23 protein-coding genes are annotated in these 24603 nt (G+C 74.2%); 9 read left to right on the top strand and 14 right to left on the bottom strand.

Translation table 11 applies throughout. The features are described from left to right. Window positions 1-96: 96 nt before the first annotated feature. Window positions 97-696: a dihydrofolate reductase family protein gene (locus tag QEZ54_RS24055; RefSeq protein ID WP_281306983.1), complete on the bottom strand. Its 600-nt coding sequence runs from the start codon at window positions 694-696 to the stop codon at window positions 97-99. Window positions 697-1005: 309 nt separating this feature from the next. Here QEZ54_RS24055 and QEZ54_RS24050 point away from each other — a divergent pair, with 309 nt between their 5' ends. Further along, a complete protein-coding gene (locus QEZ54_RS24050) occupies window positions 1006-1710 on the top strand; it encodes a YcnI family protein (RefSeq protein WP_281306982.1) in 705 nt (234 codons plus the stop codon). Window positions 1711-1751: 41 nt separating this feature from the next. Here the strand turns inward: QEZ54_RS24050 and QEZ54_RS24045 are convergent, their stop codons facing one another. Further along, window positions 1752-2330 carry a sigma-70 family RNA polymerase sigma factor gene (locus tag QEZ54_RS24045; protein ID WP_281306981.1) on the bottom strand — a complete coding sequence of 193 codons (579 nt, stop codon included), beginning with the start codon at window positions 2328-2330 and terminating at the stop codon, window positions 1752-1754. A gap of 114 nt (window positions 2331-2444) precedes the next feature. On the opposite strand from QEZ54_RS24045, the gene QEZ54_RS24040 reads away from it, so the two are divergent. Together QEZ54_RS24040 and QEZ54_RS24035 are read left to right on the top strand one after the other, a co-directional pair. Then, window positions 2445-3251, top strand: coding sequence for a zf-HC2 domain-containing protein (locus QEZ54_RS24040; protein WP_281306980.1), 807 nt, complete (start codon window positions 2445-2447; stop codon window positions 3249-3251). Window positions 3252-3316: 65 nt separating this feature from the next. Further along, window positions 3317-3571, top strand: a complete 255-nt coding sequence (locus QEZ54_RS24035) for a DUF6289 family protein (RefSeq protein ID WP_281306979.1) — start codon at window positions 3317-3319, stop codon at window positions 3569-3571. A 107-nt stretch (window positions 3572-3678) separates the two neighbouring features. Here the strand turns inward: QEZ54_RS24035 and QEZ54_RS24030 are convergent, their stop codons facing one another. The 3 genes from QEZ54_RS24030 to QEZ54_RS24020 all read right to left on the bottom strand — a co-directional run bounded on the left by QEZ54_RS24030 (window position 3679) and on the right by QEZ54_RS24020 (window position 5562). Continuing rightward, window positions 3679-4146 carry a hypothetical protein gene (locus QEZ54_RS24030; protein ID WP_281306978.1) on the bottom strand — a complete coding sequence of 156 codons (468 nt, stop codon included), beginning with the start codon at window positions 4144-4146 and terminating at the stop codon, window positions 3679-3681. A 74-nt stretch (window positions 4147-4220) separates the two neighbouring features. Beyond that, on the bottom strand, window positions 4221-4997 hold the full coding sequence (locus tag QEZ54_RS24025) for a DUF1295 domain-containing protein (protein ID WP_281306977.1): 777 nt from the start codon (window positions 4995-4997) through the stop codon (window positions 4221-4223). A gap of 76 nt (window positions 4998-5073) precedes the next feature. Continuing rightward, on the bottom strand, window positions 5074-5562 hold the full coding sequence (locus QEZ54_RS24020; protein WP_281306976.1) for a MarR family transcriptional regulator: 489 nt from the start codon (window positions 5560-5562) through the stop codon (window positions 5074-5076). 69 nt (window positions 5563-5631) lie between these two features. Between QEZ54_RS24020 and QEZ54_RS24015 the strand changes: the two genes are divergently transcribed. From QEZ54_RS24015 to QEZ54_RS23990, 6 genes are all read left to right on the top strand, one after another. After that, a complete protein-coding gene (locus QEZ54_RS24015; RefSeq protein ID WP_281306975.1) occupies window positions 5632-7794 on the top strand; it encodes an MMPL family transporter in 2163 nt (720 codons plus the stop codon). A 151-nt stretch (window positions 7795-7945) separates the two neighbouring features. Beyond that, complete coding sequence (locus tag QEZ54_RS24010) at window positions 7946-10171, top strand: M4 family metallopeptidase (protein WP_281306974.1); 2226 nt, start codon at window positions 7946-7948, stop codon at window positions 10169-10171. A 121-nt stretch (window positions 10172-10292) separates the two neighbouring features. Further along, window positions 10293-13166 (top strand): BTAD domain-containing putative transcriptional regulator, encoded by a 2874-nt coding sequence (locus QEZ54_RS24005; protein WP_281306973.1) that lies wholly within the window; start codon window positions 10293-10295, stop codon window positions 13164-13166. Between the two features lie 158 nt (window positions 13167-13324). Then, window positions 13325-13732 (top strand): hypothetical protein, encoded by a 408-nt coding sequence (locus QEZ54_RS24000; protein ID WP_281306972.1) that lies wholly within the window; start codon window positions 13325-13327, stop codon window positions 13730-13732. A 146-nt stretch (window positions 13733-13878) separates the two neighbouring features. Beyond that, complete coding sequence (locus tag QEZ54_RS23995) at window positions 13879-14319, top strand: DoxX family protein (protein ID WP_281306971.1); 441 nt, start codon at window positions 13879-13881, stop codon at window positions 14317-14319. Between the two features lie 218 nt (window positions 14320-14537). Further along, a complete protein-coding gene (locus QEZ54_RS23990) occupies window positions 14538-14930 on the top strand; it encodes a DUF2237 domain-containing protein (protein WP_281306970.1) in 393 nt (130 codons plus the stop codon). Between the two features lie 7 nt (window positions 14931-14937). Here the strand turns inward: QEZ54_RS23990 and QEZ54_RS23985 are convergent, their stop codons facing one another. From QEZ54_RS23985 to QEZ54_RS23945, 9 genes are all read right to left on the bottom strand, one after another. Continuing rightward, window positions 14938-15969: an LLM class flavin-dependent oxidoreductase gene (locus QEZ54_RS23985; RefSeq protein WP_281306969.1), complete on the bottom strand. Its 1032-nt coding sequence runs from the start codon at window positions 15967-15969 to the stop codon at window positions 14938-14940. 16 nt (window positions 15970-15985) lie between these two features. Then, window positions 15986-16540: a TIGR03086 family metal-binding protein gene (locus QEZ54_RS23980; protein ID WP_281306968.1), complete on the bottom strand. Its 555-nt coding sequence runs from the start codon at window positions 16538-16540 to the stop codon at window positions 15986-15988. Between the two features lie 159 nt (window positions 16541-16699). Beyond that, a complete protein-coding gene (locus QEZ54_RS23975) occupies window positions 16700-17245 on the bottom strand; it encodes an EF-hand domain-containing protein (protein WP_281306967.1) in 546 nt (181 codons plus the stop codon). Window positions 17246-17333: 88 nt separating this feature from the next. Beyond that, entirely contained in the window at window positions 17334-17702 is a 369-nt protein-coding gene (locus tag QEZ54_RS23970; RefSeq protein WP_281306966.1) for a nuclear transport factor 2 family protein, read from the bottom strand. A gap of 28 nt (window positions 17703-17730) precedes the next feature. Further along, window positions 17731-18765 (bottom strand): nitronate monooxygenase, encoded by a 1035-nt coding sequence (locus tag QEZ54_RS23965; RefSeq protein WP_281306965.1) that lies wholly within the window; start codon window positions 18763-18765, stop codon window positions 17731-17733. A 60-nt stretch (window positions 18766-18825) separates the two neighbouring features. Continuing rightward, a complete protein-coding gene (locus tag QEZ54_RS23960; protein WP_281306964.1) occupies window positions 18826-19290 on the bottom strand; it encodes a VOC family protein in 465 nt (154 codons plus the stop codon). Window positions 19291-19365: 75 nt separating this feature from the next. After that, complete coding sequence (locus tag QEZ54_RS23955; RefSeq protein ID WP_281306963.1) at window positions 19366-20025, bottom strand: TetR/AcrR family transcriptional regulator; 660 nt, start codon at window positions 20023-20025, stop codon at window positions 19366-19368. Further along, window positions 20022-23075: a glycoside hydrolase family 2 TIM barrel-domain containing protein gene (locus QEZ54_RS23950; RefSeq protein ID WP_281306962.1), complete on the bottom strand. Its 3054-nt coding sequence runs from the start codon at window positions 23073-23075 to the stop codon at window positions 20022-20024. The genes QEZ54_RS23955 and QEZ54_RS23950 overlap by 4 nt, the downstream gene beginning before the upstream one ends. Beyond that, window positions 23072-24502, bottom strand: coding sequence for a glycoside-pentoside-hexuronide (GPH):cation symporter (locus QEZ54_RS23945; RefSeq protein ID WP_281306961.1), 1431 nt, complete (start codon window positions 24500-24502; stop codon window positions 23072-23074). Before QEZ54_RS23945 ends, QEZ54_RS23950 begins: the two co-directional genes overlap by 4 nt. Window positions 24503-24603: the final 101 nt, after the last annotated feature.

Raw genomic sequence — 24603 nt, 5'->3', positions numbered from 1 at the left:
CGGATGCCATGGCATGTCCAAGGGTCGAGCAGGACATCGCGAAGCGTCAACATATTCCGGAAACTATCGGTTCCCGGGACCGATAGTTCTCAGCGGCTACCCGCGCACGGGCTCGTAGCGCAGGTGCGTGACCAGGTCGGTGTGGCGTACCCCCACCTGGACCAGCTCCGTCCGCCCCAGGCCCTCGAACAGCCGCTCGCCGCGACCGAGCAGCACCGGCGAGACGTGCAGCCGCAGCTCGTCGAGCAGCCCGGCGGCCAGGAACTGGTTCACCGTGGCGGCACCGCCCGCGACCGCCACGTCCTGCCCGCCCGCCGCGTCCCGCGCCCGCGCCAGCGCCTCGCCGACCCCGCCGGTCACGAAGTGGAAGACCGTGCCGCCCCGCATCGGCACCGAGTCCCGCTCGTGGTGGGTCAGCACGAACACCGGCGCGTGGTACGGCGGCTCAGCGCCCCACCAGCCCGTCCAGTCCAGGTCCCACTCGCCCCGGCCGGGGCCGAACATGTTGCGGCCCATGATGAAGGCGCCCGCCGCCGTGATCGCCGCGAGTTCCGCCTGGTTGCTCTCCACGTCCTCGAACATCCACCGGTGCAGGAGGCGCTCCGCGCCGTCACCGAGCGGCGCCTCCAGCCGCTGGTTCGGACCGGCCGCGTATCCGTCGACCGACACCGAGATGTCGCAGGTGACCTTACCCATCACAATCTCCCCCTGTTCAGCGCCGCACGCACGGCCCTCTCCAACAGTCAGTCGAACCGGCCCGCCGCAGATCGACATCCCGGCCCGAAAAAGCTCCGACCGCCTCCGACTTCCGAGAAGAACGACCGAGCAGCACCATCGTGTACGGCGGTGACGGCAGCCCGGCCGCCGCAGTCCCGCGAACCGCGAGTGACGGCCCGCACAGCGGGAACCGGAGCCCGGCCGCGGTCGACACGTGTGGTCGCGGGCCGTTACGGCCCGCCGGGGCACCTCCGCGTGCCCCGTCCCCCCATTCGCGAAGGACAGCCGATGAAGTTCGGTGCAACCGCCCGTCGGCGGGCCGGCGTCGTGACCGCCCTGGTCGCGGCGATCGTCGCACTCGCCGCAGTGCCCGCCGCCGCGCACGTGACCGTCAACCCGAAGGAGGCCACCGTCGGTGGCTACGCGAAGCTGACCTTCCGCGTACCCAATGAGAAGCCCGCCGCCTCGACGGTGAAGCTGGAGGTCGTGCTGCCGGAGGACGCGCCGTTCGCGAGCGTGTCGGTCAAGCCCGTCCCCGGCTGGACCGCGACGGTCGAGAAGCGGCAGCTCGCCACGCCGATCAAGAGCCACGATTCCGAGATCACCGAGGCCGTCTCGAAGATCATCTGGACGGCGGACGCCGCGTCGGCGATCAAGCCGGGCCAGTTCCAGGAGTTCGACGTCTCGGCCGGGCCGGTGCCGGACGTGCCGCAGATCGTGTTCAAGGCGCTGCAGACGTACTCCGACGGCGAGGTCGTCCGCTGGATCGACGAGGCCAAGCCCGGCGAGGAGGTCGACCACCCGGCGCCGGTGCTGAAGGTGCTGCCCAAGCCCGCCGCGCCCGCCTCGGCCGCCCCGACCGCGGCGGCCGTCGCGAGCCCCGCGACCGGCGACGACGGCGACGGCTGGCCCCTCGGTCTCAGCATCGCCGCGCTGGTCGTCGCCCTCGCCGCGCTGGTCGTGGCAGTACGCCGCAGGCCCGCGGCAGCCTGACCGCGCGTCGGCAGCCCGCCGCCCGGCGGGCTGCCGGCCGGTCAGACGGCCCGCAGATGCCGGTGCGGAGCGTTGTCTGCCGCCAGCGCGGCGGCCAGGTCCTCGCGGGCACGCGACACCCGCGAGCGGATCGTCCCGACCGGACAGCCGACCACCTCGGCGGCTTCGAGATAGGACAGGCCCAGGACCTGCGTGGCGACGAACGCCTCCCGCCGGTCCGGATCGAGCTGGCTGATGAGCCGGTTGATCAGCACCTGCTCGTCGAACCGGGGGCCCTGGGCGGTCCGGGCCGCGTCGGCGGTGGCGGCCCAGTCGGACAGGTCCGCGGTCCGGGGACGGCGGGTCAGCGCGCGCAGGTGGTCGATGGCCGTGTGCCGGGCGATGGACAGCAGCCAGGTGCGGGCGCTCGAGCGGCCCTCATACCCGGGCAGCGCCCGCATGGCGCGCAGGAACGTCTCCTGGGCCAGGTCCTCGGCGTCGGCCGGACCGGCCAGGTGCGCCAGGAACCGGATGACGTCGCGCTGGGTCGCGGCGACGAACGCCTCGGCCGCCCGTACGTCGCCCGCGCGGGCGGCCAGGGCCAGGGCCGTGGTCTGGTCGTCGTGGGCGCCGTAGGACATGCCGGGAATCGTATCGTTGGACGGTCGTCGATGCGATGGGCCGGGTCGCGGCGGCAGCGCAGGTCACACGCCCGGCTGGGAACTTTTCGGCGGGCAGGTACGACAATGGGGGGCATGGCAGTGGGGATGGACTGTGCGCAGGCACGCGAGCAGCTGTCGGCCCGCCTCGACGGCGAGCACGACCCGGCCGCCTCGGCGGCGGTCGACGCGCACGCGGCCGGGTGCGCGAGCTGTACGGCCTGGGCCGAGCGGGCCGACCAGGTGACCCGCCTGACCCGTACCGCCGCCGCACTCCCCGCCCCCGCGCTCGGCCCCGACGCACTCGCGACGATCCTGGCCGCGGCCCCGGTCGCGCCCCCGGCGACCGGATCCACCCGGCGCAGCCCGCTGGCCGAGAGAGCACTGCGCCTGGCGCTGCTGGCCGTGGGCCTGGCGCAGTTCCTGCTCGGGGTGGCGCAGATCAGCAGCCTCGCCGCCGCCGACGCGCACCACGCCGGGTTCGGATCGGTGTCGTCCGGGCACCTGTGGCACGAGTCGGCGGCCTGGAACGTCGCCATCGGCGCGGCGCTGGCCTGGCTGGCCTGGCGGCGTACCCGGCCCAACGGGCTGCTGCCGGTGATGACGGCGTTCGTGGTCGTGCTGGGACTGCTCACCGCCAACGACGCCGTCTTCGGCCGGGTCGAGGCGGCCCGGATCCTCTCGCACAGCCTGGTGCTGGCCGGGTACGCGCTCCTGCTGCTGCTCAACCTGCCCCGGTTCGGCGGGCGGCGGCCGCCGGGCAGCCTGCGCCGCCCGGGGAGCTCCTGGCGGCTCGGCGACACCGGGCCCGACGACGAGGGGCCGCTCGCCCCGGTGCTGCCGCTGCCGGTCCGGGTCCACTCCGGCACCCCCGCCACCGCCGAGCACAAGCGCGCCGCCTGATCCACCATGCGCATCGGCGTACTTGAATGTATGATTGGCTATCCGTCTGCCTTCAGGAGGCACCAATGCGCAGGTCACGAACCCGCACCCGGATCGCCGTACGACTCGCCGCCATCGCCGCGGTGACCGGACTCGGCCTGGTCGCCGGCGCCACGCCCGCCCAGGCCAACGGCAACATCGTCTTCGTCGCGTACTTCGACGACGCGGCGCACAGCAACCTCGTCGGCGCCTCCACCTTCAGCGAGTGCCCCGGCGACCCCAGCTACCACTGGGGCGCCTACACCTCGTACTACGAGATCACCTCCGAGCCCTGCCCCTGACCCCCGCCGCACACGAAGGAAGGGTCCCTTCTTATCGGAATCCGACGTAGAAGGGACCCTTCTCAACGCTCGACGGGTTCAACGTGAGCGGGTGGAGACGAGTGGGATCAGCGGCGGCGGCCGGTGGTCAGGGCGACCAGGAACTGGCCGCCGCCCGGGTCGACACTCGCGCTGACGTCCAGCGCGGGCGCCAGCCGGGAGAAGCGGTCGACCAGCCAGTCGGCCACCCGCTGGGCGTCGGCGCGGTCCGCGCACCGGGCGACGACCTCGCGGCCGCCCTTGCGGTCCAGCCGCTCGGCCACCGACGTCAGCGGCGCCGGGTCGAACACGATCAGCTCCACCGGCCACGGGATCACCGCGGTCACCGCGCCTTTGCGGGTGTTGCAGGCGCGGTGGGCCAGCCGCTCCCCGCCCGCGTAGTCACCGCCGCCCTTCTTCGCCGACTTCGGGTTCGCGGTCCTGCTGTCGACACTCGGCCCGCGCGGGTCGTTCACCGAGACCCCGGGGTCGACCCGTTCGTCGCATACCCAGCAGCGCCAGCCGTCCTGGTCGCCTACGTCTTCGAGCTGGCTCATCGCAATACCGATCGTGGAAGGAGACAGACCCGCACACGCTAGCGCGGCTGCTCCGCACCCGGGCACCCGGCAACCTACCGCCGCCGGGGCGGCCGGGGCACGAAGCCGCTGGTCCGCTCGATGTACTCGCGGTAGCCCGGCCGCCGCCGCAGCAGCCCGGCCTCCAGCAGCGGCTTGCCGCTCTTGGCCGCGAGCAGCCACGTCATCAGCAGCGGCGACAGCACCGTGGCCGCCCCGGCCCAGCCGCTCGCGGCGGCCAGCAGCCACAGCCCCCACCACACGCACGCGTCCCCGAAGTAGTTCGGGTGCCGGGTATAGCGCCACAAGCCCGTGTCCAGCACCTTGCCGCGATTGGCCGGGTCCGCGGTGAAGCGCACCAGCTGCGCGTCGCCGACCGCCTCGAAGAACAGCCCGACCGCCCACAGGGCCGCGCCGGGCGCCAGCCACCAGGTCGGCGGATCGGCGTCGTACTGCGCGACCTGCACCGGCAGCGAGACGAACCACATGATGGCCCACTGCAGCAGGTACACCGTCCGCAGCGCGTACCAGGTGCGGCTGCCCCGGGCCCGCGACAGCAGCTTCTCGTAGCGCGGGTCCTCGCCGTGGCCGCGCCCCCGCCAGGCGATGTGCGCCGCCAGCCGGACACCCCAGACCACGGTCAGCACCGTCACCAGCGCCCGCCGGACCGGATCGCCGTGCCCGGCCGACAGCGCGTACGTCGTGACCGCCACCGCGGCGAAGCCCAGGCCCCAGGCCACGTCCACCACCCGGTGCAGGCCCTTGCCGACGCCGACGGCGAACGCCGCCAGCACCACCGCCAGCGCGGCCAGCCCGCTGACCGCTAAGTTCACCCACAGCACGATGCGGCCCTCCTCAGCCGGGCTCCAGTGTGGGCAGCGGGGGGCGCGTCGTCCAGACGCGGCCGGTTCAGGCGCGTGCGGCCTCGCGCGACTCGACGATGGCGGCGGTCATCCGCCTGAGCACCGCGGCGGCCACCAGCAGGTCGGCGGTGGGCAGGTCGGTCAGCGCGGTCTCGATCCGGGCGCCCAGCGGCTGGAAGAAGTCGTACGCCATCAGCAGCGCCGACGGCTTCATGGCCAGCGTGACGCGGCGCCGGTCGTGCGGGTCGCGGGTGCGTTCCACGTGCCCGGACGCCTCCAGCCGGTCGATCAGCGAAGTCGTCGCGGGGGCGCCCAGCCCGAGGCGCGCGGCCAGCTCCCCGGCGGTCAGCGGGGTGCCCTCCTGCGCCGCCGACGTGATCCACATGACGGCGTTGAGGTCGCTGCGGCCGAGCCGGTGCGCCCGCGCGAACACGTCCACGAAGACGTCGCTCTCCACGCTGCTCTCGCGCAGGGCCGAGATCAGCTCCGCCAGCGCCGCCGGTCGCTCGGCCGGGGGCTCAGGTTGCCGCACCATGGCGGTGAGTCTATCATTTCGGCGATCGAACCTTTCGTTCAGCGAATAAATATGAGGAGTGCACACATCATGGGTGAGCGCATCGCCACCTGGATCACCAGCCGGATCGGAGCCGTGCTCGTCCTGCTGGCCACGGTGGCCCTGTCGACACTGGCGTTGCTCATGACACCGGCGCAGCCCGAGGCGAGCCCCACCGACGGCCTGCCCGAGGGCGCGCAGTCCACGCGCGTGACCGCGCTGCTCGACCGGTTCGCCAGCGGCCGCGCCACCTCCGCCATCGTCGTGTTCGAACGCCCCGAGGGTCCCCTCACCGAGGCCGACCGCACCGCGCTGGCCGCGACCGCCACCGCGCTGACCGGCCTCGACGGCATCGGCGACGCACCGCCCGCGCGGTACTCCGACGACGGCCGGGCGGCCCTGGTGGTGCTGCCCTTCACACCGGACCTGGACCGCGACACGGTCAACGCCACCGTCGACCAGGTGCGCGCGCGGCTGAGCACCGGCGACGGCCTGCCCACCGGGGTCAGCGCGCAGGTCACCGGCGGTGCGGCGTTCGGGCGCGACATCTCGGCCGCGTTCGAGGGCGCGGACGTGACGCTGCTGGCCGCCACCGCCGCGGTCGTGGCCGTGCTGCTGCTCATCACGTACCGCAGCCCGATCCTGTGGCTCATCCCGCTCACCGTCATCGGCCTGGCCGACCAGGTGACCGCCAAGCTGCTGCCCGGCATCGGGCGACTCATCGGCGAACCGACCGACGCCTCCGTCGCGGGCATCGTCTCGGTGCTGGTGTTCGGCGCGGGCACCGACTACGCGCTGCTGCTCATCTCGCGCTACCGCGAGGAGCTGCGCCGCACCCCCGACCGGCGCGCGGCGCTGGCCACCGCCGTCCGGTCGGCCGGACCCGCGATCATCGGCAGCGCCGGCACCGTCATCCTGGCGCTGCTCACCCTGCTCACCGCGGTGCTGACCAGCAACCGCACGCTCGGCGTGGCCGCCGCGGCCGGGGTCGCCGTCGCGCTGCTGTTCGGGCTGATCGTGCTGCCCGCCGCGCTGGCCTGCGTGCCGCGCGGTGCGTTCTGGCCGCGTACGCCCACCCCCGGCAGCGCCGACACCACCGAGTCGGGGCTCTGGGCGCGTATCGCCCGGCTAGTCAGCCGCCGCCCGGCAGCGGTCCTGGCCGTCGCCGTCGTCATCCTCACGGCCCTGTCCGCCGGCCTGCTCACCACCCGGATCGGGCTGTCGCAGACCGAGCAGTTCCGCACCGAGGTCGAGTCGGTACGCGCGCAGCAGACGCTGGCCCGGCACTTCCCGGCCGGATCGGCGCAGCCCGTGGTCGCCGTGACCACCGCCCAGACCGCCCCGGCGGCGGCCGACACCGCCCGCCAGACGCCGGGAGTGACCGCCGTCGGCCGCACCGAGGTCTCGCTCGACGGCACCCTCGCGCAGTTCTCGATCCAGCTGGCCGACGAGTCCGGCACCGCCGCCGCCGACCGCACCGTCACCGCGCTGCGCCAGCGGCTGGCCGCCGTGCCGGGCGCGCAGGCCCTGGTGGGCGGGCAGCCGGCCGCCGATCTGGACCAGCGCGACGCCAACACCCGCGACGACATGGTCGTCGCCCCACTGGTCCTGGCCGTGGTCCTGCTGGTACTGATCGTGCTGCTGCGTTCGCTGGTCGGCCCGCTCCTGCTGCTGCTCACCGTCGTGGTCAGCTACGCCGCGAGCCTCGGCGCGGCGAGCCTGGTGTTCCAGCTGCTCGACATCCCGGCCCTGGCCGCCAGCGTCCCGCTGCTGGCGTTCCTGTTCCTGGTGGCGCTCGGGGTCGACTACAACATCTTCCTGGTCACCCGGGCCCGGGAGGAGACCGAGCAGCGCGGCGACACCCGCGCCGGCATGCTGAAGGCGCTGTCGGCCACCGGCGGAGTGATCACCTCGGCGGGCGTGCTGCTCGCGGCCGTGTTCACCGTGCTGGGCGTGCTGCCGGTGATCGTGCTGACCCAGCTGGGCGTCATCGTCGGCATCGGCGTACTGCTGGACACGCTGCTGGTGCGGACCCTGGTCGTCCCGGCCATCGCCATGCTGCTGGGGCAGCGGTTCTGGTGGCCGTCGCGACCGGGCCGCCACCAGCGCGGCGCGCTGCCCGCCAGTGGCGGCCGGGCCGTCGAGGTGTCGGCCGCCGGCCCGCTCACCGGTGCCGCGGCCGAGCTCAGCCTCGACCGCACCGGCAACCGCTGAGCCGTGGCGGCGGGGTCCGGCACTGCCGGCCCCGCCGCCACCCGAGGCTGAGTGAGCGCCATTCATCTATATTTACAACTGTCGTTTTCTTCGATAGATATCAACTGCCGTCAATTCATCGGCGGCGGTTGACGAGTTGGAGAGGACACACATGAGACGTACCCTCGCGGGTGCCGCCGGCGCAGTCCTGCTGGCCGCCCTGCTCACCCCGCTGCCGGCGGCCGCGTCCGCCGCCGCGCCCACCGGCGCGCCGAGCCTGGCCGCCACTGCCGCCGCCGCGCTGGCACAGCACCGCGACGTGATCCACGGCACCGACGCCGAGACGTACACCGCCGGGCGCGTCATCGCCGACACCTCCGGCGCCGGCCACGTCCGCTACCAGCGCAGCTACCACGGCCTGCGGGTCTACGGCGGTGACCTGGTGGTGCACACCGCCCCGAACGGCGCCTTCGCGGGCGCCGCGACCGGCCTCACCGCGCCGCTGACCCTCGGCGTCCTGCCCAAGGTCACCGCGGCCGCCGCGCAGACCGCCGCAGCCAAGGCGTTCGAGGGCCGGATCACCTCCGTCGGCGGCAGCGAGCTGTTCGTCGACGCCAGCACCCCGGCCGCGCCGCGGCTGGCCTGGGAGACCGTCGTACGCGGGTGGGCGCCCGACGGCCAGACCCCCTCGGTGCTGCACGTCCTGACCGACGCGCTGACCGGCACCGTGCGCGGCAGCTTCGACGAGGTCGAGTCCGTGCTGGGCACCGGCTACTCGCAGTACTCCGGGACCGTCTCGATCGACACCACGCAGACCTCGGTGTCGCCGGTGGTGTACTCGCTGATCGACCCGTCGCACGGCAACAACAAGGTCTGCAGCATGAGCAACCTCACCGGCGGCACCTGCGCGGTGATGACCGACGCCGACAACATCTGGGGCAACGGCGCGACGAGCAGCCCGCAGACCGCCGGGGTCGACGCCCACTTCGGCGCCGCCAAGACCTACGACTACTTCAAGAACGTGCACAGCCGCTGCGGCATCCTGGGCGCCTGCGCCGGGGTCACCTCGCGGGTGCACTACGGCAGCAACTACGTCAACGCCTTCTGGGACGGCACCCAGATGACCTACGGCGACGGCTCGAGCAACCTCCGGCCGCTGACCGCGCTGGACGTGGCCGGCCACGAGATGAGCCACGGCGTGACCGAGGCGCTGGCCGGGCTGGTCTACTCCGGCGAGTCCGGCGGCCTCAACGAGGCGACCAGCGACATCTTCGGCAACATGGTGGAGTTCTACGCCGGCGTGGCCGCCGACCCGGGCGACTACCTGGTCGGCGAGAAGATCGACATCTTCGGCACCGGGGCGCCGCTGCGCTACATGTACAACCCGCCGCTGGACGGCTCGTCGTACGGCTGCTGGTTCTCCGGCATCGGCAGCGCCGACCCGCACTACTCCTCCGGCGTGGCCAACCACTTCTACTTCGACCTGGCCGAGGGCACCGGCGCCACCGCGTACGGCACCAGCCCGATCTGCGGGTCGGCCGCCGCGGTGACCGGCATCGGCCGGGCCAAGGCGGAGAAGATCTGGTACCGGGCGCTGGACGTGTACTTCGTGACCAGTGAGACGTACGCGCAGGCCCGCACGCACACCCTGGCCGCCGCGGCCGACCTCTACGGCGCCTGCTCGACCGAGCACAAGGCCGTGCACCTGGCCTGGGCCGCGGTCAACGTGGTCGGCACCGACCCGTGCGCCACCGGGCCGGTCGCGGGCAGCCTGGTCTGGCTGCGCGCCGACGCGGGCGTGACCAGCAGCGCCGGCAAGGTCAGCAACTGGGCCGACCAGAGCGGCACCGCGCACCACGCCAGCATGACCGTCGCCGCCCGCCAGCCCACCGTGGTCAGCGGCGTCGTCAACGGCAAGCCGGTCATCCGCTTCGGCGGCAGCCAGTCGCTGGCGCTGACCGCGATCAACCCGTCGGCGTTCACCATCTTCGTGGTCGGCAAGAACACCAAGACGACCGAGTCGTTCAGCATGATCCTCGGGCCGGGCGGGGACAGCGCCAACAACCAGCTGCGCTGGGAGAACGGCACCCAGGCGCTGGTCTACGGCTCCAACGGCCTGCCGACGGCCACGACCACCATCGGCAACACCCGGGTCTTCCACGACCTGGTGATCCGGTACGACGGCGCCACGCTCAAGGTCTACCGCGACGGGACGCTCTACAGCACCACGTCGGGGTCGGCCAGCGGCGGCTGGGCGATCAACCAGATCGGCGCGTACTACTCGTCGTACTTCATGCAGGGCGACCTGGCCGAGCTGCTGGTCTACTCCAGCGCCCTGACCGACGCCGCCCGCGTCTCCACCCAGAACTACCTGAAGTCCAAGTACGCCCTGCCGTGACCGGCAGTGTGGTCCGGGCGCCGGCCGGTGCCCGGACCACCTCTCCGCTCCGTCCATCCCGGACGGAGCGGGCAGTCGACGGTGCCGCGCGCGGGTAGGCTTCCCGGCGGGGAGGATCACCGTGAGCGGCACTGTCCAGCCGCCCGGGGCGGGCGGGCGCCTGCGGGAGCACCGCCGCCGGGCAGGCATGACGCAGCAGGAGTTGGCGGCGCGCAGCGGTCTGAGCCTGCGGGCGATCCGGGATGTGGAGAACGGCCGCGCGCACCCGCGCCCGGCGACCGTGCGGCGGCTGGCCGAGACGCTGGGCCTGACCGCCGCCGAGCACGAGGCGCTCGCCCCGCCCGCGAGCACCGGGCCCGTGCAGGTGGAGATCCTGGGGCCGCTGCGCGCCCGCCGCGGCGGGGCCGCCGTCGAGTTGGGACCGCCCCTGCACCGGACGCTGCTGGCACTGCTGGCACTGCGTGCCGGTGAACCCGTCCCGGTCGCCGACATCGCCGCCGCGCACTGGGGCACCGCCCCGCCCCGCAGCGCCGCCAGGCAGGTCCGCGCCGCCATCACCGCGCTGGACCGGCTGCTCGACGGGTCCCGCGTCACCGGGGACGGCGGCGGACCGGCCCTCGCCGCCGGGCCGCACCTGGACGCCGCCCGGTTCGACACCCTGGTCCGCCAGGCCGACGGACAGCCCGCGCCGGCGGCCGCCGCCGCGCTGGCCGCCGCGCTGGACCTGTGGCGGGGACCCGTGCTGCTCGGCGGGGCACTGCGCAACCATCCGGCCGCGGCGGCGCTGAACCAGCGCCGTATCGCGGCCGCGCTCGCGCTGGCCGCGCTGGACGCCCCGGCCGCCGCCGAGCCGCTGCGGGCGCTGGCCCGGGACGTTCCGCTGCACGAGCAGGTGCACGCCGCGCTGATGGCGGCGCTGGCCGAGCTCGGCGACCGCGCGGGCGCCCTGCTGGCGTACGCGGAGATCACGGGTCGGCTGGCCGACGAGTGGGGCGCCGAACCCGGCGACGAGCTGCAGCACACGTACGCGCAGGTCCTGGGGCGGGCTCCGGCCGCGGCGGCCTGGCCGCTGCCGGCGCAGCTGCCTGCCGCGGTCACCGGCTTCGTCGGCCGCAAGGACCTGCTCAAGCGCCTCGACGAGGACGAGACCCTGTCGCTGGTGGTCGGCAGCGCCGGGGTCGGCAAGAGCACCCTGGCGGTGCACTGGGCGCAGCGCGAGCGCGGTTCGTTCCCCGACGGCCAGCTCTATGCCGACCTGCGCGGGTACACGCCGGACGCGGTCGCGGTCGCGCCCGAGACGGTGCTGCGGGGGTTCCTCGACGCGCTGGGCGTCGCCCCGGAACGCGTCCCGGCCCGGGTCGACGGGCAGACCGGGCTGCTGCGCAGCCTGCTGGCCGACCGGCGGGTGCTGATCGTGCTGGACAACGCCCGCGACGGCGCGCAGCTCCTGCCGCTGCTGCCCGGCGGCCCCGGCAACCGGACCATCGTGACCAGCCGCGACCAGCTGATCGACCTGACGGCGGCGACCGGGGTCGCCCCGATCACCGTCGGGCTGCTGTCCCCCGGCGAGGCCCGCGACCTGCTCGCGCGGCGCCTGGGCGCCGAGCGGGTGGCCGGCGACCCGGCCGCGGCCGACCAGATCGCGGCCAACTGCGCCCGGCTGCCGCTGGCCATCAGCGTCGTGGCCGCGCGTGCGGCCGGACGGCCCGAGGTGCCGCTGCGGCTGGTCGCCGAGCAGCTGCACGCGAGCGGGCACGAGTTCGGCGCGGTGCGGGCGGCGTTCGACTGGTCGTACGCGCGCCTGGACGCCGACGCGCGCCGCCTGCTGCGGCTGTCCGCCGCGCATCCCGGCCCGGACTTCACCGCCGCCGGGGCGGCCGCGCTGGCCGGCTGGCCAGTGCCGCGCGCGCGGGCGGTGATCGAGGACCTGGTGCGCGCGCATCAGGTCAGTGAGGTGGCGCCGGGCCGATTCGGGCTGCACGACCTGCTTCGGGCGTATGCCCGGCAGCTGCTGACCGCCGAGGAGGGTACGGCGGCGGCGCTGCGCGTGCTGGCCTGGTACGAGGCGACCGCGCACCGGGCGGCGGTGCTGGTGGAGCCGCACCGGGAGCCGATCGGCGCGGAGGGCGCCGGCCCGGTCCCGGCCGAGCCCGCTGACGCCGACGCGGCGATGGCGTGGCTCGCTGCCGAGCATCCGACGCTGGTCGCCGCGGTGGCGCAGGCCGAGGCGCTGGGCCAGGACCGGCAGGCCTGGCATCTCGCCTGGTCCCTGCTGGACTACCTGGACCATCAGGGCCACTGGACGGACTGGATCGCGGTGGAGGAGATCGCCCTGCGGGCGGCCGTACGCGCGGGCGACCGGCGCGGCGAGGCCTACGCCCACCGCATCCTCGGGCGCGGCTACACGCAGCTGGAGCGGTACGCCGAAGCCGCGGACCACTACCGGGCCGCCGCGCGGTGCTACGCCGACCTCGACGACGCGGTCGGGCACGCCCATACCCTGATGAGCCTGTCCTGGATGGCGGAGATGCACGGCGACCACGAGCGGGCGCTGCGGCAGCGGCAGACCGCGCTGGCGCTCTACCGCCGACGCGGCCACGGGATCGGCGAGGCCCGGACCCTCAACGCGGTGGGCTGGGCCCACCTCAACCTCGGCGACGTCGCCCAGGGCTTCGCCCTGTGCCGGCAGGCGCTGGCCCGCAACGAGCAGGTCGACGACGGGTACGGCCGGGGTGCGATCTGGGACAGCCTGGGCGTGGCCCACCACCGCCTGGGCGAGCACACCGAGGCGGTGCGCTGCCTGCGGCAGTCCCTGGCGGTGTTCCGGTCCGCCGGGGACCGGTTCAACGAGGCGGACGTGCTGCTCCACCTGGGTGACGCGTACGCCTCCGCCGGGCGCGGCGCGGCTGCCCGCTCGGCGTGGCGGGCGGCGTGGGAGATCTTCGACCAGCTCGGGCATCCTCGCGCGGACGAGGCGAGCAGCCGCCTGGGCTGACCGGCAGATCACTGCCGACCTGCCCGTACGCCGCCCAGGCGGCAGTTCCGGGCGGCAGTTCGGAACATCTATGCATGTCGATTGAGCGGGCGTTGTCGGCCCAGGCCGCCCGTGGAAACGTCGTGCGCGGCACATCGCCACCACACGAGGGAGACAGAATGATCAAGCGCGTCCTGGGCGTCGCCGCCGCGACCGCCCTCGCCCTCACCGGCCTGGCCGCACCCGCCTCCGCGGGCGGCGCCACCACCCTGGCCGGCGACTGCTACACCGCCGTGACCTACCCGCTGGGCTTCATGGTCGACACGTCGAGCGACTACGTGCTCACTCCGACCCTGTACGGGTCGACGCACTGCAACGACGTGAACATCCACACCACCAGTTCCGCGTTCCGCGCCTGCGTGATCCGCACGTACCAGGGGCAGTCCGACTGCTCGAGCTACACCAGCGTCGGCACGAGCTGGGTCGTCCCCAGCGGCGGCTCCGGCATCCCGAACGGCGCGGCGTTCAAGGTGAAGCTGCTCGGCGGCCCGGTGGGGCGGCCGATCTACGGCACCATCGCCTACTGATCCGCGGTTGACCGCGCGGGCCGGACCTCCCACTTCGGAGCTCCGGCCCGCCGCATCCCGGCCGCCGTGTCGCGGCTCACCAATCTTGTCGTTGACAAGATGGGATGGAGAGCGCAATCTTGTCAACGACAAGATTGGAGAAGGCAATGGCTCCCCTCATCGCACTCGTCGCCGGGACCGTGCTGCTGCGCCTGCTGGGCCTGTCCGGAGTGGACGCCCTCGACGCCTGGCAGCCCGCACTGCGCGGCGGACTGGCCCTCATGTTCGTGACCACCGGGGTGGTCCACTTCATACCCTCCTGGCGCCGCGACATGATCGCGATGGTCCCGTCGCGACTGCCCCGCCCGGACCTGCTGGTCACCGTCACCGGCGTGCTCGAACTCGCCGGGGCCGCCGGGCTGCTCGTCCCCCGCACCGCCCCGCTGGCCGCCGCCGGGCTGGCGCTGCTGATGGCGGCGATGTTCCCGGCCAACGTGTCGGCCGCCCGCCGCGGACTCAGCCTCGGCGGCAAGCCGGTCACCCCGCTGCCGCAGCGTACGGTCCTGCAGGTCCTCTTCATCGCCGCCGCGGTCGCCGCCGCCGTCTGACCACCCGCCGCGGTCGCCGCCCACGACTCCACCGTGGCGTGGCGATCGCGGCGGACCGCGCCGGCGACGGGCGCCTTCGTTCGTGCTCTCCATCGGCGTGGCCCCGCTCGGCCCGACGGCCCTGATCAGGGGCTGCGTCGGCCCGCCCGGCCCAGCTTCGGCGCACCGACCGGGATGCCCTTTCCGCCGGGGTTGATCCGGATGGGAAGCTTGCAGGCATGACCGATCGCAACGTGCTCGGCGGCGAGCTGGAACCGTGCGGCACCGATCCGATGACCGGCTTCCACCGGGACGGATGCTGCACCACCGGGCCGCAGGACATCGGCAGCCACACCGTGTGCGCGGTGGTCACCGCCGAGTTCCTGGCCCACCAGCAACGGGTCGGCAACGATCTGATCACCCCGCGGCCGGAGTGGGACTTCCCCGGCCTGCGCCCCGGCGACCGCTGGTGCGTGGTGGCGGTGCGCTGGCTGCAGGCGTTCAAGGACGGCGCGGCGGCGCCGGTGGTGCTCGCCTCGACCAACGAGCGGGCACTGGAGATCATCCCGCTGGAGGTGCTGCGGCCGCACGCGGTGGACGTGCCGCCGGACCTGGCCTCACTCCAGCCGTAGGACCGGGTCAGGTGCGGCGGGCGCGCAGCACCGGCAGCACCTCGCCGCCGAGCTCACCGATCACGTCGGCGACCTCGGCCGGGTCGCCCGCCGCCTCGACCATCAGCATCAGCCGCCGCACGCCGGTGGCCTCGGCGGCCAGGGCCAGCCGCTCGGCCAGCCCGGCGGCGGGCGCGGGCGGGTGCAGGTCGAGCAGGCGGTCGGCGTAGGCGTCGAGGTCGCGGGCGGCCGTCGCGGACGGTGCGAGGCGCACGTACTCGCCGGTGCGCCGCAGCCAGGCGGTCAGGGTGTGCCGCGCCCGCGCCGGATCGCCGGTGAGGGCCAGGTGCGCCGACACGTGCTCGACCGGGGTGCCGCAGTGGCGGGCGTGCTCCGCGAGCATGCTCTGGCGCCCGGCGAGGTCCTCGTGCACGCCGAGCAGCAGCGGCAACCCCCGCTGCGCCGCCGTCCGGGCGGTGGCGGGCGAGGTGGCGGCCACCCATACCGGCACCGGCCGCACGGGCGCGGGCACCACGGGCACCGGCCGGAACGCGAACGTCGGCCCGGCCGCGCCGACGGCGCCGTCCCCGGACAGCGCCCGTAGCAGCAGGTCCAGCGATTCGGTGAAGCCGCGCTCGTACCGGTCCAGCCCGGTGCCGAACACCTCCAGGTCGACCCAGGGGCCGCCGCGGCCGACACCGAGGCCGAACCGGCCGCCGGAGACGACGTCCAGCAGGATCGCCTCCTCGGCCAGCGCGACCGGGTGGCGGTTGGACAGGATCGCGGCGGCGGTGCCCACCCGGATGCGGCTGGTCCGGCCGAGCAGGAAGGCCGCCAGCGCCACCGCCGAGGGGCAGGCGCCGTAGCTGATGAAGTGGTGCTCGGCCAGCCATACGCCGTCGAAGCCCGCGGCCTCGGCGGCCTGGGCGTACCCGGTCGCCGCCCGCAGCGCGGCGGCCGCCGACAGCTCGCCGACCTGCCCGCACACCAGGAACAGGTCGACGGCCACCCCGGTGGCCCCGGCGCCGGCCTGGACCGGCGCGGCCAGTCCGGCGGTCACCGGCGGTCGGGTGGGATCACACGACCCGCCCGATGAAGGCGAGCAGCCGTGTCTGCGCGTCGGCGTCGGCGGGCACCTCGACCCGGGGTCCGTAGTGGCCGCTCTCGCGCAGCGCCTGGTCCATCGGCAGCATGCCGTCGAGCATCCGCGCGCACCTGGCCGGGTCGAGCCGCTCGTCCTGGCCGGTGGCCCGGGCCAGGTCCCACGTGTGCAGGAAGACGTCGCCGGTGTAGAACGTGTCGATCGCCTGATCCAGCGGCAGCGAGCCCACGTGCGGGTTGGTCAGGGTCCGCCGGGCCGTGCTCGGGTCGTCCAGCAGCGCCTGCACACCGTCGCGGTGCACGGTCCAGGCGGCCACCGGGTCCTCGTCCGCCGACGGGCCCTTCGGCAGGTCGACCCCCGCACCGGCGTGCAGGAACGCGGGGAACCACTCGACCAGGTGCCGCACCACGTCGCGGGCCGCCCACCCGGCGCAGGGCGCGGGAGCGTCCCAGGCCGACGGTGCCGCGCCCAGCACGCGATCGGTGAAGGCACCGGCGACAGTCCGGTGCTCGTCGGCCGCACGCGTCACGGCGCCCCCGCCCTTCGATCGTCCACACCCGCCCCATCCTAGGGCCCGCCCCGGCCGCCAAGCCCATGACCAGGCCGGAGTCGCCCGGCGATCGGGGTATCCGGACCAGGACACCCCCGATCGCCGGGCGACTTGAGCGGTCTTCGACTCGGCTCGGGTTCAGATGGTGCCGAAGAACCAGTTGCCGGGGGCGGTCTCGTCGGCGCCGATGTAGAACTGGCGTACGCCGGTCATCAGTTCGTCGATGGTGAGGTAGCCGTCCTCGTCGGCGTCGAGCTTGTCGAAGGCGATGTTGATCTCGCCGACGGGGGTGCCGAAGGCGCGCTGCATGGTGGCGAACTCGTCGCGGCTGACCCGCCCGTCGTCGTCGGTGTCGGCCAGCCGCAGCACCGCCAGCGCGCCGGGGCGGAAACTGCGGTCGAAGGCGTCTCCGTGTACGAACGCCGAGGTCATCCCGTCGCGCCACTCCTGCGGGCTGAGCCGCCGGTCGTGGTCGACGTCGAGCACCTTGGCCAGCTCCTGCCAGAACGTGCCGAAGTCCTCGGCCAGGCGCTGGGCCTTGGGCGCGTCGTGGACCACGCCGAAGTTCGCCAGCAGCCGTACGCCGAGGTTGTTGAGGTCCTGCTGCTCGACATAGCCGCTGCCGTCGGCGTCCAGGTGGCTGAAGGCCTTGTCCAGTTTGCGTAGCTGCATCTCCGTCGCCATACCGGAAATCTAGGGTGTGTCCACACGAGATGTCGATATCGGGCAAACATGCTTCATTCGGATGAGTGGCTGTTCGCGCCCGGCACTGTCAGTTCAGCCGGGACACCTGGTAATGGGCCAGGCGCCAGCCCGCACCGGTACGGCGTGCGATCACGCACAGGTGCACCGGCAGCGGCTCGCGGCCGTCGGTGAAGGCGAACTCGGCGGCCAGGTAGCCCAGCACCACGTCCTCGGCCAGCCGCCGGACCTCCCGGACCTGGTACGTGACGCTCAGCCCCGGCGGCTGCGCGGCGTAGTACGCCGCCACGCCCCGCGGCCCGACGCTGTACGGGTGCAGGCCCTGGAAGATCGCGTCGTCGGTGAAGACCGCCGCGATCGCGTCCGGTTCGTGCCCGTCCACCCCGGACTGCCACCGCTCCAGCAGCGGCCGCAGGATCTCGTGCTCTTGGCTGCTCATGGCGTTCTCCGTGACTGTCGGTGCGGAATCACAGCTGGTCGGCGAGGCGTCGCAGGATCACGGCCGCCGGCTGGGCGGCGGCGTGGCGGAACCCGGTCCCGGCCCACAGGTGCAGGCGCTCGGCGTCCCCGGCCGCCGCGGCGGCCCGGCGGATCGGGCCGGTCAGGTGGTGCAGCGCGGGGTAGCCGTAGGGGGCGGCCGGGCCGTACCGGTCGGTGAAGGCGTTGCGCAGCGCGCGGGCGGGACGCCCGGTGAACGCGCGGGTGAGCACGGTGGTCCGGTCCGGCTCGGCCAGGGCGGCCCGGTGCGCCGCCGAGGTGCCGGCCTCGTCGCTGCGCAGCAGCGCGGTGCCGACGGCGACAGCCTGCGCCCCGGCCCGTACCGCCGCGGCAACCGCCTCGGGTGTGGCCAGTCCGCCGCAGGCGATCACGGGCAGGTCGACCGCGTGGCGCACCGCCGCGACCAGGTCGTCCAGCGCGATGTCGGCCGGCGGCCGGGTCGGGGTCAGGGTGCCGGAGTGGCCGCCCGCCACGGGCGCCTGCACCGCCAGGGCGTCCACCCCGGCCTCGGCGGCGGCGCGGGCCTCGGCCGCGGTGGTGACGGTCTGCACCAGCAGCGCACCCGTACGGCGCAGCGCCGCCAGGTCGGCCCGGGGCGGGATGCCGAAGGCGAAGCTGACCACGGGCACCGGCTGCGCCCGCAGCACGTCGACTTTGCCCTGCCAGCCGTCGTCGTCCTCGACCGGAGGCGCCGCCGTGTCCAGCGCGACGCCGAGCCGGTCGGCCTCGACGGCGATCAGCTCGGCGTAGCGGCGCAGGGCGGCGGGGTCGACGGGCAGCGGGTTCGGGGCGAACAGGTTCACCCCGAACGGCAGCCCGGTCGCGGCGGTGGCCGTGATCTGCTCGGCGAGCTGCTGCGGCGTACGGTATCCGGCGGCCAGGAAGCCCAGCCCGCCGGCGCGGGCGGCCGCCTCGACCAGCGCCGGGGTGCCCGCGCCGCCCGCCATCGGCGCGGCGAGCACGGGCAGGGTGAGTCCGAGGTCGCGGACCGGTTCGCTGCGCATAGCCGCTCAACCTACGGCGTCCGTGCGACCGTCTACGACGAGGAACTCCACCGCGCGGTCTCACTCCCGGCCGGGCAGCCGCTTGACGATCTCCTGCACCACCCAGGTGTTGCCGTCCGGGTCGTCGAAGGTCAGGTAGCTGCTGTAGTCGGCGCGCGACGGTTCGAGCCCGGGCGTCCTGCCCTCAGGTCCGAAGTGGAACGGCTCGCTGACGGCCACCCCGCGCTTGACCAGGTCCTCGCGGGTGGCCTCCAGGTCCGAGGTGACCAGGTGCATGTTCTTGAACGAGCCGGGCTCGGCGCGGCTGACGCCCTTGCCGATGTGGATCGAGCAGGCCGAGCCGGGCGGGGTCAGCTGGATGATCCGGTAGCTGTCGGCGCCGGGGTTGCGGAAGCCGATGGCCTCGCCGTAGCTCGCCGCCGAGTAGTCGATGTCCTCGCGCCAGCCCAGCGTGTCGGCGTAGAAAGCCTTCGCGCGATCCACATCCGATACCGGGATGACCACCGCTTCGAACTTGAGATCCATAACCCCTGGCCCTCCTTGAGCCGCCGGACGAGCCGACGTCACACACGGTCACCGCCAGGCTACTATGCGAAGTGGTCAGGGCCTCAGCCCTCGCCGGATCAGCGCCGCGTACGCCGTGAGCATGTCGCGCGCCACCACCCCCTGCTCACCCGTGATCGCCTCGCCCCGCCCGTGCACCCGCTGGGCCAGCGCCAGGTACCCGTTGGCGATGGTCGCCGCGGTCAGCTCGACCGGCTCCGGCACCGCCAGGCTGCCGTCGGCGGCCCCCGTCCGCAGGATGCCGACCAGCGGTGCCTGCAGCCGCCGGATCGCCGCCGCGTACGCGGCCGCCTCGGCGCAGTCCTCGCGCACGCCCAGCGCCGTCGCGTCGAACACCCGGGTGAAGCCGATCTCCTCGGCCGCCCCGTCCACCAGCGCCTCCACCCGGCCCAGGTACCCGGCCAGCCGCTGCGCGCCGTCACCGGCCAGGGCCTGCGCGGCCTGCTCGGCCAGCCCCGCCCAGCGCTCCAGGATCTCGGCCTCGATCGCCAGCGCGAGGTGGTCCCGGCTCGGGAAGTAGCGGTACACGGTCCGCCGGGTCACCGCGGCGTGGTCGGCGATCTGCTCGACCGTGACCGCGTCCACCCCGTGCGCCAGGAACAGCGCCCGCGCGGCGGCCAGCAGGTCGGCCCGGCGGCGGGCGCGCAGCCGGGCGTTCTCCACCGGGGGCCGTACCTCGGAACGGACGGCGGTCACGCCGACTCCTGCCAGTGCAGCGCCATGGTCAGACGATAGCGCCGCCCCGCCGGCAGCCGCGCGTACTCCCGCAGCGCCAACTCGCCCGGCTGGTCGCCGCCCACCCCGCGCTGCGCGATGTCCAGCGAGACCGTCGGCGGCCCCGCGACCGGCAGCTCGTCGGCGTGCTCGGCGGCCGCCAGCAGCTCCTGCGGGTACGGCCGCACCGACGCCTCGAACGGCTCCCCCTCGACCCGGCCGAACCCGACCGCCAGCCCGCCCCCGTGCAGCAGCAGCCAGTCCAGGTCGGTGCGGTTGCCGTTCTCCTGCGGCCGGGCGTACCCGTGCGGCAGCTGCGACACCGGCGCCGACCAGCGCCCCAGCCGCGCCCCGGTGCTGCGGTCGCGGTGGTTCTCGTGCGGCCCGCGGCCGTACCAGTCGACGTCGGTCAGCTCGGGGGCGAACGTGCCGAGCCAGCCCACCCGCACCGGCGCGCGCCGGGGCACCAGCTCCAGGCCGAGCAGCAGCTCACCGCCCCGGGTCGCGACGCTGAGCCGCCCCCGCGCACCGGGCACGGCCAGCCGCACCACCACCTCGTGATCGGCGCCGTCGCGCCGCACCCGCGCCCGGCGGCCGCGTACCCGGTCCATGGCCCGCCGCCAGCGCCGGGCCGGGATCAGCGGTGCCAGCACCGGCTTGAAGTTCGCCCAGCCCCGGTCGTTGTCGGTCTCGGCCCGCCACAGGTTGAGCCGCAGCGGCTCGGTCAGCAGCTCGCGGCCCCCGAGCCGCAGCGCGGTGATCCTCGCGGCGGCGGTGTCCAACGTGATGCTCCGCGGCCCGCGCGACAGTGTGATCAGATGCCCCGCCCGGCTCAGCTCCCAGCCGCCCGCGTCTTCGGCCGCCGCGACCAGCGGCAGCGGTGCCGGTGCCGGATCGCCCAGCCGGAACTGCGCCCACGCCTGCTCGAACCCGGCCTCGGCCCACGCCGTCGCGCCCCGGTGCACCAGGCTCGCGGTCAGCGTCGTGGCGTCGCCGGGCAGCTCGGGCAGCGCCACCAGGAGCTGCCCGCCCGGGCAGGTGCGGACGTCGGGGACCTCGCCGCGCAGCAGCGGCTCGCCGTGCCGGTCGGCCCGCCAGCGCAGCACGAACCCGGACAGGTCGTCGAACGCGTACCGGCTGCGCAGCCGCAGCCCGCCGTCGCCGTGCTCGAAGACGACGTGCTGGTACACCCGCGCCACCTCGGCCAGCGCCGGATGCGGCTCACGATCGGCCGCCACCAGGCCGTTCGCGCAGAAGTACCGGTCGCTGGGCCGGTCGCCGAAGTCCCCGCCGTATGCGCGGCGCACCCGCCCGTCGGGCAGGTCCACGTCGATGGTCTGGTCGACCCAGTCCCAGATGAACCCGCCCGCCCAGTTCGGGTAGCGGTGGAAGTTCTCGACGTGCTCGGCGAGGTTGCCCAGGCTGTTCTCCATCGCGTGCGCGTACTCGCAGGCCAGGATCGGGCGGTCGGCGTACTGGTCGGCGCGGAAGGACTTGTGGTCGGCCGCGATCACGTTGAGCGCCCGCTGCACCAGGGTGATGCGCAGGTCGCGCCGCTCGCCCAGGACGCGCTCGTCGTCGGGGGTCGGGTACATCATGGACAGCACGTCGCTGTTGCGCAGGTCGGTGTCGCCCTCGTAGTGGACCGGCCGGGTCTGGTCCAGCGCCAGCACGGTCCGCCGGGCCAGGTCGAACGCGGTGCCGTCGCCCGCCTCGTTGCCCAGCGACCACATCACCACGCTCGGGTGCGAGCGGCTGCGCCGCACCATGCGCTCGATCCGGTCGGCGACCGAGGCGTGCCAGCGGGGATCGGCGCCGGGCAGACCCCGGCGGCGCACCCCGTGCGACTCGATCTCCGCCTCGTCCACCACGTACAGGCCGAGCTCGTCGCAGAGCCGGTAGACCTCGGTCGGGTTCGGATAGTGCGACATCCGCACGGCGTTGACGTTGGCGCGCTTCATCAGGGTGAAGTCCTGGCGGCGCACCGCCGAGGGCACGTCCCAGATCCGGCGCGGGTGGAAGTCGTGCCGGTTCACGCCGTGGAAGATTACGGGCCGGCCGTTCACGCGGATCTCCGTACCGGCGATCTCCACGCGGCGGAAGCCGACGGCCCGGGTCGCCCGCCACACCTCGCCCGCGCGGACGAGCTCGACGGTCAGGTCGTACAGGTGCGGCGCCTCGGCGCTCCACGGGGCCGTACCGGCGACCGCGTACCGCAGCAGGGTCTGCGCTCCGTCGAGGTCGGCCGTGCCGAGTTCCGCGGTGGCGCCGGTGCCGCGGTCGGTCAGCAGCACCCGGCACCGGCCGGTGCCGCCGGTCACGGTCAGGGCCAGCGTGCCGTCGCCGCCGGCCGGGTCGCGGTCGGCCTCGACCGCGAGGTCCCAGGGGGCGTACGCGGGCTCGGCCGTCACCGTCACCCCGCGGGTGATCCCGGACAGCGACCACATGTCCTGGCCCTCCAGGAACGAACCGGTGCAGTAGCGGTGCACCAGCACCGCGAGCAGGTTCGCGCCGGGGCGCACCAGCCCGCTGACATCGAACTCCGCCGGCGTCATCGACCCTTCGCTGTAGCCGACCGGCACCCCGTTGACCCACACGTGCATCGCGGCCTTCACCCCGCCGAAGCGCAGCACGACGCGGCGGCCGGACCACTGCGGCGGCACCTGGAACCAGGTGCGGTGCGCACCGGTGGGGCTGTCGGCCGGATCGATCGTGCCCAGCCGCCGCCCGCGTACGCCCAGCGACGGCGGGAACCCGAACCCGAGGTAGTACGGCGTGCCGTAGCCCTGCAGCTCCCACACGCCGGGCACCGCCACGGTGCCCCAGCCGCCGTCGTCGAACTCCGGCGCCTCGAAGCCCTCGGGGACCTGGTCACGCCGCGGTGACCAGTGGAAAGGCCAGCGCCCGTCCAGTTCGACCGTCCACCGGGCGGCGTCGGTCCACTCGGTGTCGGCGCGGGCGGGCAGCCTGCCCCGGCCGACCGTCGCCGGATCCTCCACGTCGCGGCGCAGCGCGTCCCGCCAGCCGCTCACGCGGCGGCCTCCCGGCCCCGCAGCTCGGCTACCCCTCCGACGGCCTCCCGGCCCCGCAGCTCGGCTACCCCTCCGACGGCCTCCCGGCCCCGCAGCTCGGCTACCAGGTCGGCGTGCTGCTGCTCGCTGAGCGGGTACCGGACCAGGAACGCGACGGCCAGCAGGCCGCCCAGCCCCGGTGCCAGCGTCATCAGCAGGTGCAGGCCGTCCAGCGCCGCCCGCGTCTGCTCCTGGTTTGCGACGTACCCGACCGCGCCGAGCACCGCCAGCGACAGCCCGGCCCCCAGCGCCGAAGCGATCTTCGTCTTGACGATGTTCACGGAGAAGACCAGGCCCTCGGTACGCCGCCCGGTGCGCCACTGCCCGTACTCGACGGTGTCGGTGAGCATGGACAGCAGCGTGATGTTGGCCAGCCCGAACCCGACGCCGCCGACCGCCGTCCAGGCCAGCACCGGCCCGAGCGTGGCGTACCCGGTGAACCAGGCCGCGATCGAGGTCAGCGAGGTCAGCGCGATGCCCGCCACGGCGAGGCGGCGCTTGCCGAAGCGGCGGGCCAGCAGCGGGCTGGCCAGCGAACCGATGATGGTCGCGACCGCGAACACGCCGATGAAGGCGGGCACCAGGCCCGGGGCGTCGAAGTTGTAGGTCAGGTAGTAGATCGGGACGATGCTGCGTACCGCGAAGACCAGCTCGGTGACCAGCATCGCGGCCAGCACCAGTTGCAGCGGCCGGTTGGCGCCCAGCAGCCGCAGCATGGTGCGCGGGCCGTACGGCTGCGCGGGCGGGGCCGGGCGCTCGCGGACGGAGGCGGCGGTGAGCCAGGTCAGCGCGGTCGCGGCGGCGCCGTAGACCACCGCGACCAGCAGCCAGCCGCGCAGTTCGCCGCCGCCGGAGAACAGTCCGACCAGCGGCAGCGTGACGATGTTGACGCCGATGTAGCCGACGCTGGCCAGGGTGCGCGGCACCATCACGATCGCGGTGCGGTCCTGCGCGTCGGTGCTCAGCGCCGCCGACATCGACCAGTACGGCACGTCCATGGCCGTGAAGGCCATCCCCCACAGCAGGTAGCTGAGGTAGGCGAACACGAGCTTGCCACCGCCGCCCAGCTGCGGGGCGCTGACGCAGACGACGGTCGCGGCCGCGAGCACCGGCGGCACGAAGACCAGGTACGGCCGGAACCGGCCCCAGCGGGTGCGGGTGCGGTCCACCAGCGCGCCCATGACCGGGTCGAGCAGCGCGTCGGCGGTGCGTACCAGGAAGAACAGCAGCGCGACGTCGCCCGGGGCGAGCCCGTAGTGGTCGGTGTAGAAGACGGCCAGGTAGGTGGCGATGAAGCCGTACACGATGTTGTTGCCCAGGCTCCCCCAGCCGTAGGCGACCTTGGTACGCCAACTCGTGGGCGGCGCGGCGAGGGTCCCGATCGACATGCGCGAGAAAATAACACGCGTGTGTCATTTTCCCTAGGCCCGTTCTCCGCACCGCCCGGGGTTGGTGCAGTTTCGGGGAAGGTGCACGAATGCCGGGCCGG

It is taken from the genome of Catellatospora sp. KI3, assembly GCF_029948125.1.
In the GTDB taxonomy this organism is placed as follows: Bacteria; Actinomycetota; Actinomycetes; order Mycobacteriales; family Micromonosporaceae; genus Catellatospora.
Note: the sequence above shows the minus strand (reverse complement) of the source record. Positions and strands in the feature narration are given on the sequence as shown.

Bases quoted from the DNA above. Each gene is read 5' to 3' on its own strand.
- QEZ54_RS24055 (WP_281306983.1), bottom strand. From the start codon at position 696: ATGGGTAAGGTCACCTGCGACATCTCGGTGTCGGTCGACGGATACGCG.
- QEZ54_RS24050 (WP_281306982.1), top strand. From the start codon at position 1,006: ATGAAGTTCGGTGCAACCGCCCGTCGGCGGGCCGGCGTCGTGACCGCC.
- QEZ54_RS24045 (WP_281306981.1), bottom strand. From the start codon at position 2,330: ATGTCCTACGGCGCCCACGACGACCAGACCACGGCCCTGGCCCTGGCC.
- QEZ54_RS24040 (WP_281306980.1), top strand. From the start codon at position 2,445: ATGGCAGTGGGGATGGACTGTGCGCAGGCACGCGAGCAGCTGTCGGCC.
- QEZ54_RS24035 (WP_281306979.1), top strand. From the start codon at position 3,317: ATGCGCAGGTCACGAACCCGCACCCGGATCGCCGTACGACTCGCCGCC.
- QEZ54_RS24030 (WP_281306978.1), bottom strand. From the start codon at position 4,146: ATGAGCCAGCTCGAAGACGTAGGCGACCAGGACGGCTGGCGCTGCTGG.
- QEZ54_RS24020 (WP_281306976.1), bottom strand. From the start codon at position 5,562: ATGGTGCGGCAACCTGAGCCCCCGGCCGAGCGACCGGCGGCGCTGGCG.
- QEZ54_RS24015 (WP_281306975.1), top strand. From the start codon at position 5,632: ATGGGTGAGCGCATCGCCACCTGGATCACCAGCCGGATCGGAGCCGTG.
- QEZ54_RS24010 (WP_281306974.1), top strand. From the start codon at position 7,946: ATGAGACGTACCCTCGCGGGTGCCGCCGGCGCAGTCCTGCTGGCCGCC.
- QEZ54_RS24000 (WP_281306972.1), top strand. From the start codon at position 13,325: ATGATCAAGCGCGTCCTGGGCGTCGCCGCCGCGACCGCCCTCGCCCTC.
- QEZ54_RS23995 (WP_281306971.1), top strand. From the start codon at position 13,879: ATGGCTCCCCTCATCGCACTCGTCGCCGGGACCGTGCTGCTGCGCCTG.
- QEZ54_RS23990 (WP_281306970.1), top strand. From the start codon at position 14,538: ATGACCGATCGCAACGTGCTCGGCGGCGAGCTGGAACCGTGCGGCACC.
- QEZ54_RS23975 (WP_281306967.1), bottom strand. From the start codon at position 17,245: ATGGCGACGGAGATGCAGCTACGCAAACTGGACAAGGCCTTCAGCCAC.
- QEZ54_RS23970 (WP_281306966.1), bottom strand. From the start codon at position 17,702: ATGAGCAGCCAAGAGCACGAGATCCTGCGGCCGCTGCTGGAGCGGTGG.
- QEZ54_RS23965 (WP_281306965.1), bottom strand. From the start codon at position 18,765: ATGCGCAGCGAACCGGTCCGCGACCTCGGACTCACCCTGCCCGTGCTC.
- QEZ54_RS23960 (WP_281306964.1), bottom strand. From the start codon at position 19,290: ATGGATCTCAAGTTCGAAGCGGTGGTCATCCCGGTATCGGATGTGGAT.
- QEZ54_RS23945 (WP_281306961.1), bottom strand. From the start codon at position 24,502: ATGTCGATCGGGACCCTCGCCGCGCCGCCCACGAGTTGGCGTACCAAG.